Consider the following 15733-nt stretch of genomic DNA (forward strand, 5'->3'; position numbering starts at 1 on the left):
CTTACTTTCCTCCCTTGCGATAGCCGTGCGTAAATGTTTCGTCATACAATTTCGAGCGATACGATTCATCTAGCTCATTCGAAAGGGCCCAACCTGCTAAAATAAGAGCATGTTGGCGAATGCCGTGACGTTGCATATCGTCATGAAGCATGCCAACCGTTGTACGTACAATTTTTTCGTCCGGCCACGTCGCCTTATATACAACTACGACAGGCGTTTGATCGCTCCATCCCGCTTCAAGAAGAGCAGCCGTTATTTTTTTCGTTAACGTGGCACTTAAAAACAGGGCAATCGTACAATGATGTTTCGCAAGAGAGGCAAGTTGTTCTTTTTCTGGTACAGGCGTTCTTCCTTCCGCACGCGTAAAAATAACCGTTTGCGTTAAGTTCGGCACCGTCAACTCCACTTGTGCCGCAGCGGCAGCAGCAAATGCTGAACTGACTCCTGGTACAATTTCCACGTCGATTCCTTCTTTTTTCAAAAGAGCGATTTGCTCCATCGTCGCTCCATAAATCGACGGATCGCCTGTATGAAGTCGTACGACAACGTGTCCTTTTTGCACTTCTTCACGCATGAGTGAAACGATTTGTTGCAAATGCATACCAGAAGTACGAAAAATACGCGCTTCTGTTTTCGCATATGTAAGCAGCTCTTCATTGACGAGTGAATCGGTATAAAAAATCGCATCCGCTCGCTGCAACAACTTCATTCCTCTGACAGTAATTAAATCGCTCGCTCCCGGACCAGCTCCAACAATGTATAGTTTCATTTTCTCACCACCATCAACGTTAAATATGGCAACGACACATGTTCTAATTGCTCGATGTCCCATCGCACTTCTTCATGTGACGTCACTTTCGTCACAACTGCCGCTTTTTTTGTTAAGTTCATCTCTTTTAAAATCGATAAAAGAAGGGGCATCACTTTCGCGACTTTTAAAAAAATGACACAATCGTGTGCTTCGATCGCTTTTTTCATCGCATCATAATCATCGCGTGCAGGAACGATCGCAATCGTCTCATCCCCATCAGCTAGCGGCAGTTGCAACCGTGCTGCCGCTCCATTGATAGAAGAAACACCAGGAACGATTTCGATCGATACATCCGAATATTTCATTTGCATCGTGCGCATAAAATGAATACACGTGCTATATAAAAGCGGATCTCCTTCCGTCACGAATGCAACATGTTTTCCTTCACACAAATGTTTCCATACAGCATCTACCGTTTCATCCCACTTTTCACGCAGTACGTTTTCATCTTTTGTCATCGGAAAAACGAGGCCAAGCATATGCTTTTCGGACGGAGAAAAATATGCCTCTACAATTTGTTGCGCGTAACTTTTACTGCCGTTTGTCTTTTTCGGATAGGCGATGACATCTGCTTCTTTTAAACGCCGAAACGCTTTTACAGTCAACAGTTCAGGGTCGCCTGGACCAACGCCTATACCATATAACTTACCGATCATTTTTTTCATCCTTTCGTGCTGAAATGATATAAATTGGATTTAACGCATCAAAACGCGTTAACTGTAAAATCGGTTTGCTTCGTGAAAATTGGGCAAGCAAAATATCGGCATGATACCCATATTGACGAAACGCTTCCATCGCTTCATATAACGTTTCAATCGTCACCGCATTCACGACGATGCGCCCCCCTTGTTTTAAACGCGTACAACAAACCGCAACAATATCCCGTAAACTTCCTGCCGTCCCTCCAATAAAGACGGCATCCGGATCAGGAAACTGCTCTAATTGTTCTGGCGCTCGACCGTGAACAAGTGTAAAATCCGCACGAAACTTTTTCATATTTTTCTGACATATTTCTATGTCATGAGCGTTTTTCTCAATCGCAAATACGGCTCCTTCACGAGCCATTTTTGCCGCTTCAATCGCTACCGATCCTGTACACGTACCGATATCCCATACGACGCTTTTTTCATGAAGGCAAAGCGCTTGCAAGCTTAAGATGCGTACTTCTTTTTTCGTAATGAGCCCTTTTTCTGGTTTCCGCTGAAAAAACTCTTCATCCTCTATACCAAACGTCCAACTCGGCCCTTGATGGACACGTCGTAAAACAACAATATTTAAGGAAGCGAACATGCCATCTTTCATCTCTTCTAACGTCATGAATCGACAGCGTTCGTTTTCTCCCCCAAGGTTCTCCCCAACAAACGCCTCATATTCTGTCATCCCATATTCTAAAAGATATGAAGCAATCGCACGCGGATCGTTCGTTTCATCTGTTAAAATGGCTACTTTTTCTTTTCCATCTATACGCTGAGCAAGCCCTTTTATCGAACGTCCGTGCAAACTAACGACATATGCATCGTGCCAGCTTTCTCCCATTTTCGCAAACGCCCATTGGAGAGAACTGACAGATGGATATACTTCAATCGGAACTTTTTTCGCTAAATAACTACCGATTCCGTAAAATAACGGATCACCGGATGCTAAAATGACCGTTTTTTTCGGCTCGTTTACAAGCGTTTCGACAAGCGATGATAAGTTGCTTCGGATAACGATTTTTTCCCACTTGTAGTGCGGAAAAAAAGATAGTTGCCTTTCCCCGCCAACAAGCCGCTCGCTTTCATGAATCCATCGTTCATACAACGAAGGAAGAGAATCTCTTCCATCAGCTCCAATTCCGATTAATTTCATTCGCTCCATCGTTTCGTACCGCCCTTCCTAACCGTTGTCCTTTTAACGTATAAAGCGTCGTTTCAATGACCATTCCGCCGTTCACTTCACGCAACGCATGTTGACAACAATAATCACATAACAAATCGAAAAACGATAAATATCCTGCTTCGTACATCATATCTCCAACTTGTGACGCAGTATTCGCTTGTTTCACCGCTTCAATGAGGGGCTTCGGAGCACCCGCTTGCTTCGCGACATCTGCTAAAAACTGAAAGTCAACAGGCGCACTTTTAGAATGAACCATCATGATGCCTTGGGCGACTTTTGAAAATTTCCCCATCATCCCAACGAGCGACACCGTTTGAATCCGCAGCCTTTTACATTGTTTCAACGTAAATCCAACAAAATCGCCCATTTCAATAAATGCTTCTTCTTTCAAATGAGGATATTGTTTCATCGCATACGTTTCGCTTCTTCCCCCTGTCGTGACAACAACGTGATCACAGCCACAAGCAACTGCCACTTCGAGCGCGCGTACAATACTTGCTCGGTACGCAGACGTGGAAAACGGAACGACGATGCCGCGAGTTCCTAAAATAGAAATGCCACCAACGATGCCAAGCCGAGCGTTTAACGTTTTTTTCGCTATTTCCTCTCCATTTGGAACGGAAATGATAATGCGTACCCCACGTGTTAAACGGTGCTCGGTCAGTAAATGACGGACGACGTCGGTCATCATTTGACGCGGTACGGGATTAATCGCTGCTTCGCCAACTGGAATAGGCAATCCCGGTTTCGTTGCTCTTCCGACGCCTTCTCCTCCATCAATATGAATCCCTTCTTCCGTCCAGCAAACCGTCGCAACAATGGAAGCACCGTGCGTCACATCAGGGTCGTCTCCTCCATCTTTCACCACGGTCGCGCTCGCCCGATCTTTCTCAATTTCACAAGAAACGATCGGGAAAGTGACTTCCCGCCCAATCGGCAACATAATTGTCGCTTCTGTTTGTTTCCTCCCAGTAATGAGCGCACATAACGCCGCTTTTGTCGCAGCCGTTGCACATGCACCAGTTGTATATCCTTCGCGCAATTTTTCTTTCTCCATACTTATTCTCGCTCCGCTAAAATAGACAAGGCATTTAAAGCGGCAACCGTAACCGTGCTCCCCCCTTTTCTTCCAACGTTCGTAATAAACGGCACGTCAAGTTTCGCTAATTCCTCTTTCGATTCCGCTGCCGAAACAAAGCCGACCGGTAAACCGATAATAAGCCCTGGGCGCGCTTCCCCTTCTTTCACAAGGCGAATCAGCTCAAGAAGTGCTGTCGGCGCATTCCCGATCGCAAATATCCCTCCATCCGCCTCCTTCACAGCTTTGCGCATCGCAACAATTGCCCGCGTCGTGTTTAATCGCTTCGCTTCTTTCATGACATCATCATCAGAAATATACACGTGCACACTCCCACCATATTTTTCAAGACGCGCTTTATTAATTCCAACTTGCACCATTTGTACATCAGCGACGACTTTTTTTCCTGCGCGAATCGCAGAAACACCTGCTTCAATCGCACGTGGATGAAACAATAAACTTTTCCCTAATTCAAAATCAGCGCTCGCATGAATAATACGCTGAACAACCGCATATTGTTCGCTTGTAAACGAGTGTTCTCCGATTTCTTCATCAATGATTTGAAAGCTTTTTTGTTCAATTTGTTCTGGTTGCACCGTTATCGGACGAAACGTTGTTCGAAAGTCCATTTATTTTTCTCCTTTCTTTTTTATTTCTTCTAACGCGCAAATGACGTCAGAAAATTCATGGTAAACGACGGGATAAGAAAGTTTCGGACGTCTGATGACGACCGTTTCGATGCCAAGTTGTTTCGCTGCTGCAATTTTTTCATCGACAAATCCCACTCGTCCACTTTCTTTCGTCACAAGAAGCGTCACACCGAAATGTTGCATCAAAGCGATATCCAATTGTTTCGTAAATGGACCTTGCATCGCGATAATGTTTTCTTGTGGAAAGCGCAATCGTTCACACAATTCCATATTGTCTTTTCGCGGCAACATTCGGGCAATTAAACGAACATCAGGAAGCGGGAGCAACGTATGTGCAAAAATCGGCAACGTTTTACTGCCCGTCGTCAGCATCACCACCCCTTTTTTATTTGCTGCATACTGTGCTGCGACTTCATAACTGTCAACAAATGTGACGCGATCGTACGTAATGACGCTTTCTTTTCGTTCATAACGAATGTACGGAACATTTGCTTCTTCTGCTGCTTTCATCGCTTGGCGCGACGCTTCTTCCGCAAACGGATGGCTCGCATCAACGACGGCGATCACTCCATGTTGCTGGATAAGCTGAACCATTTCATACGCTGTTAAACGCCCGACATGCGCGCGCAATCCGACATGTGCCATTTGTTCTGCTGCATGCTCTGTCACTACTGTGGCAAACACATCGTGCCCAGCGTCGCGAATCGCTAATGCCAATTGGCGGGCATCGCTCGTTCCAGATAACATCATAATCATTCGTTTCACCTCAATGTTCGTGATGATGATGGTGATGATGGTGTTCGGCGACATGAATGCGATATTGACACGTATCGCAATTCATTGGCACGAAATCACCGATAGCTTCTTGTAACCGATCGAGCACAATCGTTTGTAGCGACGGATGAAAGCCAAAATAATGCGCCAGAACAAATGACATGTTCGGATACATGCTTTGAAACTCGGAAACTTTCTTTTCTAATCGCTTAATAAGCACGCCTGTAAATAAAAAATAAGGTAAAACAACGATTTTTTTTGCTCCGAGCTTCGTACATCTTACAACAGCCTCATCTAATGACGGATTTGTGACGCCCATAAACGCTGGTTCAACGATTGCTTGTTTATTTCGCTCCCAAAATAAACGAGCAATTTTATATAAATCGCTATTGGCGTCTGGATCGCTCCCACCGCGCCCAAGTAAAATGATCGCTGTATGCTCATCTAAAGCAACTTTTGCTTCTTTTAAACGATCTTGTAAAATAGTAAACGTTGCATCGTGAATGCCAAGCGGTCGTCCATACGTAAAAGAAACGTACGGATAGCGTTGTTTCGCTTCGTCAATGGCCGCCGGAATATGTAATTTCGAATGACCGGCCGGTAGCAAAATAATTGGAATGATGACGATATCTTTCGCCCCTTGTTCCACACAATGAGCAATGCCGTCAATAACCGATGGAACACCAAACTCTAAAAAACATGTATGCACATAAAACGTTTCATCGATTTGCGGACGGATCGTTTGTACAAACTGGCGAACTTGTTCGTTCCCCTCTTCATCGCGACTTCCGTGTCCAACAAACAAAACAGCTTTCATTTTTTTCACTCCCCACATGCAGCCGGCTCTACTTTCTTTGTTTGTCCGTAAACAAAGCTGCCGACTTCTTTTTTTCGTTCAAAAAATTTATGGAAACGTTCGTTTGCATATCCTTCTTCTTTGTATTGCTCAATAATGCGTGCAATCGTGGCAACAATGTCATCTGGATGAATGCCTTCTGCAACAAGCTGACCCGGATGAGCGTTTCTTCCCACTGTTTTTCCTCCTAAAAATAAATCAAACGCCCCTTTTCGATAAACGATGCCAATATCTTCATTGACTGCACCGTAACACGCCATGCCGCACCCATTAAATCCGAGACGTAACTCTTTTGGTAAAGACATCCCTCCAAATTGCTTGTACAACTGTTCTGCATAAGGAATGGCATCTTTTTTCTCCCCGTCGCAAAAATCGCACGCCTTCAACACAAGTACATCCCCAACTGGCGCAACCGTTAACCCTGCGGCTAAAAAAGATGCAATGACCTCATCTGGTCGCTCTGTTTCCATTGTCACCTTTAAATAATGATCCGGAGTATACACAATCGTTCCTCGTTCTCCAACGATGCGCGCAATATTCGTCATTTGTTGTGGTGTCAACGTTTTATTTGCCACTCCCGGGCTAATGGCTACTTCTAACCGTTCCATCTTTTTTGGAGACGTCACTTTTTCACACGCTTCTTCCGCTAATGTGCGCACGTTCGCTAGCGCCCATGGCTCCGCTTCTGGCCGTAACCGTTCATGCGGCTTTAACGGTTGAACGGCACTTGATAGCGTATATTTCCGTTCGTAACCACGCGGAGTAATAATCAAACCATCATGGATAAACGTAGAAGAGTTTCCGATAATGACCGTCGTCAACATGCCAATCTCGTGCTGTAACATATCTCCTAAATTTGTAATAACGACATGTTGTCGCTCGCGATACGCGCTTTTGACAAGTCCAACCGGCGTATTTGGTGAGCGATACGTTAATAAAATGCGCTGCGCTTCAACAATTTGTTGTGTACGTCGACCACTTTTTGGATTGTATAGCGCAATGACAAAATCCGCTGCAGCCGCCGCCTCAATTCTTTTCGCGATCATATGCCACGGAGTTAAATGATCGCTTAAACTAATCGTACATGCATCGTGCATAATCGGTGCTCCTAACAAAGCAGCGCAAGAATGAATCGCTGAAATACCTGGAATAATTTCTACCTCGACTCCTGTTTCTTTTTTCCATCCTTTTTCAATTAACACTTCATAAACGAGCCCCGCCATCCCATAAAGTCCTGCATCTCCGCTTGAAATGACAGCTACCTTTTTGCCGCGCTCCGCTTGCTTGATCGCCTCTTGAGCTCTACTGACTTCTTCCGTCATTCCGGTACAAATGACTTCTTTTCCATGAATGAGATCCATTACTAAATCAACATACGTTTTGTATCCGACAATGACGTCGCTTTCCTCTATCGCTTCACGCGCCCGTTTTGTCATATGATCAACACTTCCCGGTCCAAAGCCAACAACAAACAGTTTTCCCGCCATACATCTTCACCCCTTTTTCCATCGTTCAATCCATTGCGCGAATTGTTGTTCAGTATACGTTTTCTTCTCATACTCCCATATGCGTAAAAGAAGCGGTAATGGGAAATGAAGTTCACGAAATATATTCGTTTGTGTAAATACAAAGGCAGGTGTTCCGTGCAAAACGATGCGTCCGTCATGCATGACAAATACTTCGTCCGCCCACTGCCAAACAAAATCGAGATCATGTGTAATGACGACAAGCGTCGTGCCTGCTTCGTGCAACTCATTTAATTTGCTCACTAAGCGCTCGCTTTGTGAACAATCTAAATAAGCAGACGGCTCATCGACAATAAGTAAGCGAGGGTGCGGAGCTATGGCTACCGCAAGCGATAACCATTTTTTTTGTCCAAGACTTAAATGATGAATCGGTATATCTCTCCATTGTTGAAGTGAAAACTGCTCTATCACTTCATTCATCCGCTCGCGATTTGATTGCAAACTAATCGCTAATTCTTCTTCAATGGTCGGAGCTAAAAATTGGTGTTCTGGGTTTTGAAAAACGACGCCGACATGCTGGCGCAAATCATATCGCTGACGCCGATCTGCTACCTTTTTGCCTTCCCAATATACGTCTCCTTTCGTCGGACGGTAAATGCCGTTTGCATGAAGGAGCCATGTCGTTTTTCCACAACCGTTTTTCCCAATTAACGCATATTTTTTCCCACGCTCAATCGTAAGCGATACACCTTTTAATGCGGATACGCCGTTTCGGTACGTATAATGAACATCATGAAACGTTAACATATAAGACCTCCATCATAAGTAAAACAACAAACCATACACACGCTTCAATCACATATTTGCGCGGCAATTGTTCGTCCCCACAAATCGGAAAAATAAACGATACGTTCCGCGCCGCTTGTGCAATGATCGTCGCTTCGTAGTCGCGCATCGCTTGGCGAAACAGTTGTGCCACCGCAAGCGACGCGAGGCGCCAACTTCGTTCACCATTTTTTATTCGCACCGTCATAAACAATTGCATCGCTGCTTTTTCTAACACGAAAATGAAGCGATACGTCAATAACAGTAGCTCAATAAATGCTTTAGGGACGTGCCACCTGCTTAACCCATGGACAATGCGAAAAAATGGTGTTGTGATTGCGAGAAAAAAGAGGGCAAATGAACTTGCCAATGCTCGCAAGCAAATCGTCGCCGCTTCCGCCATATTTTCGCTGACAAAATGAATCGTCTGATCAACCGTAAAAAGAAGCGGAACACAACTTCCGATCACGACAAGCACGATGATGACAAAAAAGCGAACACAAACACGCCAAGGCAAGCGCGCATGATAAAGAAGCCAACTAAACAACCAAACGACGATGATACAGCGAACGACATTCGTTCCACATAATGCCCATATGAGCCAGACAAATGTCAGCGTCAGTTTAAAAGTGATATTTAGTTTAGCAAGCTCGTTTCGGTAAGCCCATTCATCAAGCCAACTAACCATTTCGCTTTCGCCCTTTATATAGCCCGATAATATATCCAATGACTCCAGCACCAAGCGCTGCTTGTAATGAAAATAGCAACGTTTCCACCTCACCGCCTGGCGGCTCAAATAAAACATCAAACCACGGTTCATAATGCGGAGCGATTTGTTGAATCATTTCTTCTGCAAGCGTATCAGCCCCAGCGAACTCTGTATTTTTCACAATAAATAGCGGCAGCACGATCAACAGAGCGGCAATGAACAACAATAGACGATTGCTCATTTAAAAAACACTCCTCTCTCCTCTAACACATCTAACTCTCGCTTCGAGTACGTATGCAAAAAGTTCCATACAACAACGGTAAGAAGTCCTTCCGTAATCGCAAGCGGAACTTGTGTCAGTGCAAAAATGGAAGCGAATTTCAAAAATGCGCCCCATACGCCGCTTGTCACATCTGGAAATGCTAGGGCGAGCTGAAACGACGTCATAACGTATGTTGCCAAATCAGCCATCATCGCTGCTAAAAAGACGGATATACGCACGGATATTCCACACTTTTTACATATAACAAACAAACCGTACGCAACGAGCGGACCAACAACAGCCATAGAAAAAGCATTCGCCCCTAGCGTCGTCAAACCTCCATGCGCCAGCAAAAGCGCTTGAAATAATAGCACTGCTGTACCGATGACCGTCATAATAAACGGTCCAAATAAAAGCGCACCAAGTCCTGTCCCAGTCGGATGCGAGCTACTTCCCGTCACCGATGGAATTTTTAATGCCGAGAGAACGAATGTAAACGCCGTCGCGAACGCAAGAAGTAGTTTCACCTCCGGCTTTTGTTTCATCAAATGTGAAACATGGCGCATGCCAACAAAGAAAAATGGCAAAAAGAGTAACCACCAAACGAGCGCCCAATGCCAAGGTAAAAATCCTTCCATAATATGCATCGCATATGCAGATGGAGAAAGGGCGAAAAGAATGTACACAGCAATACAAATCGTCATCCACCATGTTTTTTTTCTCACTTTTCTTTCCCCCTTGTCGCCTGACTATATTTCGGCATCTTAAAATTTTCATCATATGTGTACGTCACGTAATCACATAACATGTCGCCATCACGTATATGTTTTCGGACAATGTCCCGTGCAACGTGCTCATCGATCGTACGATACCAAACACCTTCTGGATACACGATAACAACACACGCATCTTCACAGCGACCATTGCACCTCGTTCGCGTCGTATGCACGTCGGCATGTAGTTGAAGTTGATCAATTTCATCACGAATGGCTTGCGTCACCTCCTCTCCTCCCTTTCGCATGCAGCTCCCTCCGTTGCAAATGAGCACATGATGCTTCGTTCCTTGCAAATTCCACGTCGCCATATATCTTCGCTCCTTTTATCAAAAATAAAAAAAGCACCCCTAGGCAGAGGTGCAGAAAAAACGAAAGATTCAAAAAATAGAGCATACGCCATCTAAGCATACATCATCGCTATAACGTCCATCGTTCCCGCACGTCTACCTATATTCCCGTAGGCAGCCGACGTATCGCAAGCAGGCAGGTCTCCTGGCTTAGGTTCATCATTTCGCTGCGCCTTCCCAAAAAATCAGTGGCACGTTGCAACGAAACTCCCCATCACAGTGGCGGGTACCGCGACGGCTTTGCACCGTTCTTCCCTTTTCAGCATACGTTTGTATGCACCGTACTTGCTCATCGTATATGCGTTTTCAAAGAACATGATGTTAATCATATGATACACCATTTTTTTCTTCTTGCCTATCCTGTTTACGAAAAAAGCACCTTCTTATTCAGAAGGCGCTTTGTAGTAATCGCACGAAAATCGTTTCACGAGCGTATGTGGAATGATAATTCGTTTAATCGGCTCATTCGGATTTTCGATTTGTTGTATTAAATTTCTTGCCGCTTCAAAGCCAAGTTGGAAAATGTTAATGTCTACCGACGTTAACGGCGGACGGGAAATTTCCGATAAAAGGACGTTGTTAAAGCTGACGATCGATAAATCCGTTGGCACGCTTAAGCCCATTTCTGCAAGCGTATTTAAGACACCGAGCGCCATTAAATCGTCGGCGACAACGAGCGCAGTTGGCGGCTCAGCGAGTGAAAGCAGCTCTTTCATCGCCTCTTGTCCGCCTTCTTTTAAAAACTCTTCATGTACAATGTAATCTTTTCGATACGTCAGCCCTGCCGATTTTAACGCTTTTTCATATCCGCGCAAACGATCCATCGTCACAATGAGATTGACGTTTCCGCCGACAAAAGCGATGCGCTCATGACCGAGTTCAATTAAATATTCTGTCGCCTCGCGCGCCGCGCGCACGTTATCGTTATCGACATGTGTAATTTCCTCCGCTTTTTTATGCGGTTTCCCGATGACGACAAACGGCACGTCTTCTTTTTGCAAATACGCCATAATTTTATCGTTCGCACGCGAATACAGCAAAATGACTCCATCGACGCGCTTTCCTTGTACCATATGCACGACGCCATCGTAAATTTCCGCTTCCGTTTCCCCCGTCGATAACTGCAGCGCATATTGACGATCGTGCACCGCTTTACTGATGCCGCGAATGACTTCTGGGAAAAACGGGTTTTGAAACGCCTTATCCGCTGAGCTTGGCATAATTAAGCCGATGACTTGCGTCGACTTATTTGCTAAGCTGCGCGCGATAAAATTCGGATGATAGCCAAGCTCTTTCATCGCCTCGCGCACTTTTTTCTTCGTTTTCTCGCTAATGCGCGGGCTATCTGCGATGACACGTGAAACAGTCGATGGTGCGACATTCGCTCGCTTCGCTACATCTTTAATTGTTACTGTCATAAAAAATCCCCCATCTCTTACAAAACAATTGCCGCTTCCTCTACCGCTCGTTGTTCACCGTTTACAACAACCGTTAACGGTACGTCTCCAACGAACACGACACGCAACTGCCAAGTTGGTTCGTACGCCCCTTCTGTTTCTACTTCGAAATGAACGGTATCATCCAAAAACGTCGCACGAATATGCATGTGTACATATTCGCCTTTTTCATACGCAAACGTCGTACCGTCATCATCGTAAAGCGTATATATCGATGTTCCTTCCTTCATTGTATACACATATAACGTCAACTGTTCATCCTCAATGAACGTCGATGGCTTCACTTTCGCGTGAGCAATCATTGCCCCTTCCTTCACGTATATTGGCAAACGATCAAGCGGGGCTTCAACGATGTATCTTCGTCCACCTTCAAATCGCTCTTTCGTCCAATAATCGATCCAGCGTCCTTCTGGAAAATAAACGATGCGATGTTTCGTATATGGGCGAACGATCGGTGCGACCATCACTTGTTCCCCGACCATAAACTGATCCGATATATTCCACGTTTCTTCATCGTTCGGATATTCCATCATGAGCGGACGCATCATCGGCACACCTGTTTTATGCGCTTCAAAACATAACGTATATAAATGTGGAAGCCATTCATAACGCAATTCAATATATCGTTTAATCATTTGTTCATACCGTTCCCCAAATGCCCACGGTTCTTGCCGCGCAAAACCGATCGCACAATGGTTGCGAAAATATGGGAAAAAGGCGCCGACTTGCGTCCAACGAACGAGCAACTCCCCATTCGTATCATGCGCAAAGCCACCGACATCCGCCCCGCAAAATGCAACAGCGGACACACTTAAGTTTAAACACATCGGCAACGAAAGCTCAACATGTTCCCAAAAACTGCGGTTATCGCCCGTCCATACCGCTGCATAGCGATGAATGCCGGAAAACCCTGCGCGCGTCAATACGAACGGACGTTTTCCTTTCAATTGCTTTTTCAATCCGTGATATGTCGCCTCTGTCATCATCATGCCATATACGTTATGCACTTGACGATGCGTTTTCCAGCCGTCATGAACAACGTGTTCGTCGATCGTTTTCGTTTCATTAAACACGGACGGCTCATTCATATCGTTCCAAATCCCTTCTATGCCGATGTTTGTATAAAACGCGTGTTGTTCCCCCCACCACTTTCGCACTTTTTTCTTTAAAAAGTCTGGGAACACGCTCGTCCCCGGCCAAACGTCTCCTTTGTATAACGTTCCATCTGCATATTTACAAAAATAATCTTTTTGCACCCCATCGCGATACGTCTCGTATTCCGCATCGACTTTCACGCCCGGATCTACAATCGGAACGATATGAACCCCTTGTTCTTTCGCATATTGAACGAGCGATTGCGGATGTGGAAATCGTTTTTGATCAAATGTAAACACACGATACTCATCCATATAATGAATATCTAAATACACCGCATCAAGCGGAATTTGTTTCGTGCGAAACGTATGAATTAATTCGCGCACTTCTTGTTCCGTTTCATAACTATAACGCGATTGATGATACCCAAGCACCCATTTAGGCGGCAGCGGCATGCGACCAATGAGGTGCGTATATTGCGTTAACACATCTTTCGGATGCGGCCCAGCAAACACATAATAATCGAGCGCTCCCCCATCTGATGTAAATGTGTAAAACGATTCATGACGTAAATCAAACGTCGTTTTATACGTATGGTCAAAAAAGATGCCGTGCGCATGTCCGTTTTTTAACACCATCATGTACGGATGTGATTGATATAGCGGATCTGTTTCTAAATTGTGTGGCGCATACACGTCTGTATTCCACATCGTCCATACTTCGCCACGCTTATTTAATACACCCGTTTTCTCTCCTAAACCGTATACGACATCTGTCGGAGCGAGCGCATGTGTACAACGCATGCGCCCTTTCGCTTCAAAACATACAGGTTGTACGTCGCGAACAAGAAGCGTCCCTTCCTGATCGTATATCGCTAAACGAAACGGACTTCGCTCGATGATGACCGTCAGCTGTTTCGTCTGTAGTGTCCAACCGTTTTCTTCTTCACGAACGCGCACGTCCACTTTTTCTGGCGTTGCGACGACCGCAGGACTGACAGAGACGTACTTTTGAGCGAACGGATCGATCGTCACTCGAACGATATCATCACGATAAAAATGTATTTTACCCGATGCCCGCTCGCACGTAAATGCAAATATTTGCTTTTTTCCTTCAATTTTTTGCACATGTCCAATCGGTTGCCATCTTTCCGCTTCATCCGTCTGATCGACCGGCCGAATCGCAAAACTTGTATCTTCTAGCATGCTCTCTCCCCCATCATCATTATGCTTTTCGTTTGCGCGCGAAGTATAAAAACAGACCAAATGCCGTATATACCGCAAGAAGCGCCGCAATAAACGGAATGTTTAATCCCGTTTTTGGCGCAAGCACGTAAATTTCCGCCGTTTCGCGATCTAAAATGATGTCGTACTTGCCGTCTTTGCTGCGCACTAAATCTCCCGCCAGCAACCCGCGCAATTCTTTTCCTTGTTCTAGCTCATCGTCGAGCGTCACTTTTTGCGTTTTTGACGTATTATTGATCGCAATTACCGTCGTTTCCTTTCCATACGTCCGCTTAAATAGAGCCATGCCATCTTTTTCATAAAGCAATTCAAAATCACCGCGACGAAGCGACGGAAGTGTCTCGCGCAATTCTCCGAGCTTTGTCACATAATCAATCAACTCTTTATCGGTACGGAAATTCATTAAACGACGGTTATCTGGATCTTCCCCACCGTCAAGCGCAATTTCTGTTCCATAGTACATGATTGGAATGCCCGGCGCTGCAAACAAATACGTCAATCCGAGCTTTAAACGCGTCACCGGATTGATGCGATTTTGCAACGCTAAACGCGTAAACCGAACGGTATCGTGATTGTCTAAAAACGTTCCGAGCAAATACGGTCGGTCATAAAACGCCACGTTTCGCTTCCATACGTTGTAAAGCGGCTCAAGCGATTGATCGACGTTTGAAAAAATGGTTGACGCTTCTTTGTAAAACGGAAAATCAATTAGCGCATCGATGCCGTGCTTCCCATATTCCGCGACATAACGTGGGTCGTCATGCCATACTTCTCCAAGAAGGAAAAAGTCTTGTTTCACCGACTTCACTTCTTTTGAAAACTCGTCCCAAAACGATTTTGGCACATGTTTCACCGTATCTAAACGATATCCGTCAACGTCTGTTTCTTTTATCCACCATTTCGCGACAGCGAATAAATACGCTTTCACTTCCGGATTTTCTTGGGCTAAATCCGGGAGGCCAAACAACCAACCGTTTTCTACTTCTTGTTGGTTCGCCCAATTAAAAATGTCTTTTTTCTCATGAAACCAATCTTTTTTCGCTGGATCATTTAACCACGGATGATTGTAGCCCGTATGATTGACAACGAAATCTAAAATAACTTTCATATCGCGTTTATGCGCTTCTTTCACAAGCCGTTTGAAGTCATCAAGCGTTCCAAAATGCTCTTCTACTTTATAAAAGTCTTCAATCCAATAGCCGTGATACCCGCCCTTTTCATTCGCAAAAATCGGCGTCAGCCAAATGGCTGTAAAGCCCATTTCCTTTATGTAGTCGAGCTTGTCAATAATCCCTTGTAAATCACCGCCATGGTATGCTTTCGGATCATGCACATTGACATCGTAATCGTTTTTCGGATTCCCGTTATTAAAACGGTCGACCATAATAAAATAAATGCGCTCATCTTGCCACGCTCGCTCCGTTTTCGCACTCGCTGGCGTCGTCACGGACAACAACAAAACAAAAATAAGTAGCGCACGAAATACACGTTTCATTTCATTTCAC

At 44.9% G+C, this 15733-nt stretch carries 16 protein-coding genes and 1 riboswitch; all 16 genes read right to left on the minus strand.

The genetic code is table 11. The features are described from left to right. Position 1 precedes the first annotated feature (1 nt). On the minus strand, positions 2-769 hold the full coding sequence (gene cobM, locus K1I43_RS02870) for a precorrin-4 C(11)-methyltransferase (RefSeq protein WP_019417898.1): 768 nt from the start codon (positions 767-769) through the stop codon (positions 2-4). Continuing rightward, positions 766-1467: a precorrin-2 C(20)-methyltransferase gene (gene cobI / locus K1I43_RS02875; RefSeq protein ID WP_026011726.1), complete on the minus strand. Its 702-nt coding sequence runs from the start codon at positions 1465-1467 to the stop codon at positions 766-768. Before cobI ends, cobM begins: the two co-directional genes overlap by 4 nt. After that, positions 1457-2668, minus strand: a complete 1212-nt coding sequence (cbiE, locus tag K1I43_RS02880; protein WP_220382605.1) for a precorrin-6y C5,15-methyltransferase (decarboxylating) subunit CbiE — start codon at positions 2666-2668, stop codon at positions 1457-1459. The genes cobI and cbiE overlap by 11 nt, the downstream gene beginning before the upstream one ends. Continuing rightward, on the minus strand, positions 2634-3746 hold the full coding sequence (locus tag K1I43_RS02885; protein WP_019417901.1) for a cobalt-precorrin-5B (C(1))-methyltransferase: 1113 nt from the start codon (positions 3744-3746) through the stop codon (positions 2634-2636). Before K1I43_RS02885 ends, cbiE begins: the two co-directional genes overlap by 35 nt. A gap of 2 nt (positions 3747-3748) precedes the next feature. Continuing rightward, positions 3749-4396, minus strand: coding sequence for a precorrin-8X methylmutase (locus K1I43_RS02890; RefSeq protein ID WP_019417902.1), 648 nt, complete (start codon positions 4394-4396; stop codon positions 3749-3751). Further along, a complete protein-coding gene (gene cobK, locus K1I43_RS02895) occupies positions 4397-5173 on the minus strand; it encodes a precorrin-6A reductase (RefSeq protein WP_019417903.1) in 777 nt (258 codons plus the stop codon). Between the two features lie 10 nt (positions 5174-5183). Next, entirely contained in the window at positions 5184-6008 is an 825-nt protein-coding gene (locus K1I43_RS02900; RefSeq protein ID WP_026011727.1) for a sirohydrochlorin chelatase, read from the minus strand. A gap of 5 nt (positions 6009-6013) precedes the next feature. Then, positions 6014-7534, minus strand: a complete 1521-nt coding sequence (gene cobJ, locus K1I43_RS02905; RefSeq protein WP_116052114.1) for a precorrin-3B C(17)-methyltransferase — start codon at positions 7532-7534, stop codon at positions 6014-6016. Positions 7535-7540: 6 nt separating this feature from the next. Beyond that, on the minus strand, positions 7541-8320 hold the full coding sequence (locus tag K1I43_RS02910; RefSeq protein ID WP_026011729.1) for an energy-coupling factor ABC transporter ATP-binding protein: 780 nt from the start codon (positions 8318-8320) through the stop codon (positions 7541-7543). After that, a complete protein-coding gene (locus K1I43_RS02915) occupies positions 8304-9026 on the minus strand; it encodes a CbiQ family ECF transporter T component (protein ID WP_019417905.1) in 723 nt (240 codons plus the stop codon). Before K1I43_RS02915 ends, K1I43_RS02910 begins: the two co-directional genes overlap by 17 nt. Further along, on the minus strand, positions 9019-9288 hold the full coding sequence (locus K1I43_RS02920; protein ID WP_019417906.1) for an energy-coupling factor ABC transporter substrate-binding protein: 270 nt from the start codon (positions 9286-9288) through the stop codon (positions 9019-9021). The genes K1I43_RS02915 and K1I43_RS02920 overlap by 8 nt, the downstream gene beginning before the upstream one ends. Beyond that, positions 9285-10013, minus strand: a complete 729-nt coding sequence (locus K1I43_RS02925; RefSeq protein ID WP_033383458.1) for an energy-coupling factor ABC transporter permease — start codon at positions 10011-10013, stop codon at positions 9285-9287. The genes K1I43_RS02920 and K1I43_RS02925 overlap by 4 nt, the downstream gene beginning before the upstream one ends. Positions 10014-10030: 17 nt before the next feature. Continuing rightward, on the minus strand, positions 10031-10393 hold the full coding sequence (locus K1I43_RS02930) for a (2Fe-2S) ferredoxin domain-containing protein (RefSeq protein ID WP_019417908.1): 363 nt from the start codon (positions 10391-10393) through the stop codon (positions 10031-10033). Positions 10394-10550: 157 nt separating this feature from the next. Next, a riboswitch (cobalamin riboswitch) is annotated at positions 10551-10732 on the minus strand. Between the two features lie 83 nt (positions 10733-10815). After that, a complete protein-coding gene (locus K1I43_RS02935) occupies positions 10816-11850 on the minus strand; it encodes a LacI family DNA-binding transcriptional regulator (protein WP_019417910.1) in 1035 nt (344 codons plus the stop codon). Positions 11851-11867: 17 nt separating this feature from the next. Beyond that, on the minus strand, positions 11868-14189 hold the full coding sequence (locus K1I43_RS02940) for a glycoside hydrolase family 31 protein (protein WP_019417911.1): 2322 nt from the start codon (positions 14187-14189) through the stop codon (positions 11868-11870). A gap of 19 nt (positions 14190-14208) precedes the next feature. After that, complete coding sequence (locus K1I43_RS02945) at positions 14209-15723, minus strand: alpha-amylase family glycosyl hydrolase (RefSeq protein WP_019417912.1); 1515 nt, start codon at positions 15721-15723, stop codon at positions 14209-14211. Between the last annotated feature and the right edge of the window lie 10 nt (positions 15724-15733).

The organism is Anoxybacillus sp. ST70 (assembly GCF_019553625.1).
GTDB lineage: Bacteria > Bacillota > Bacilli > Bacillales > Anoxybacillaceae > Anoxybacillus > Anoxybacillus gonensis.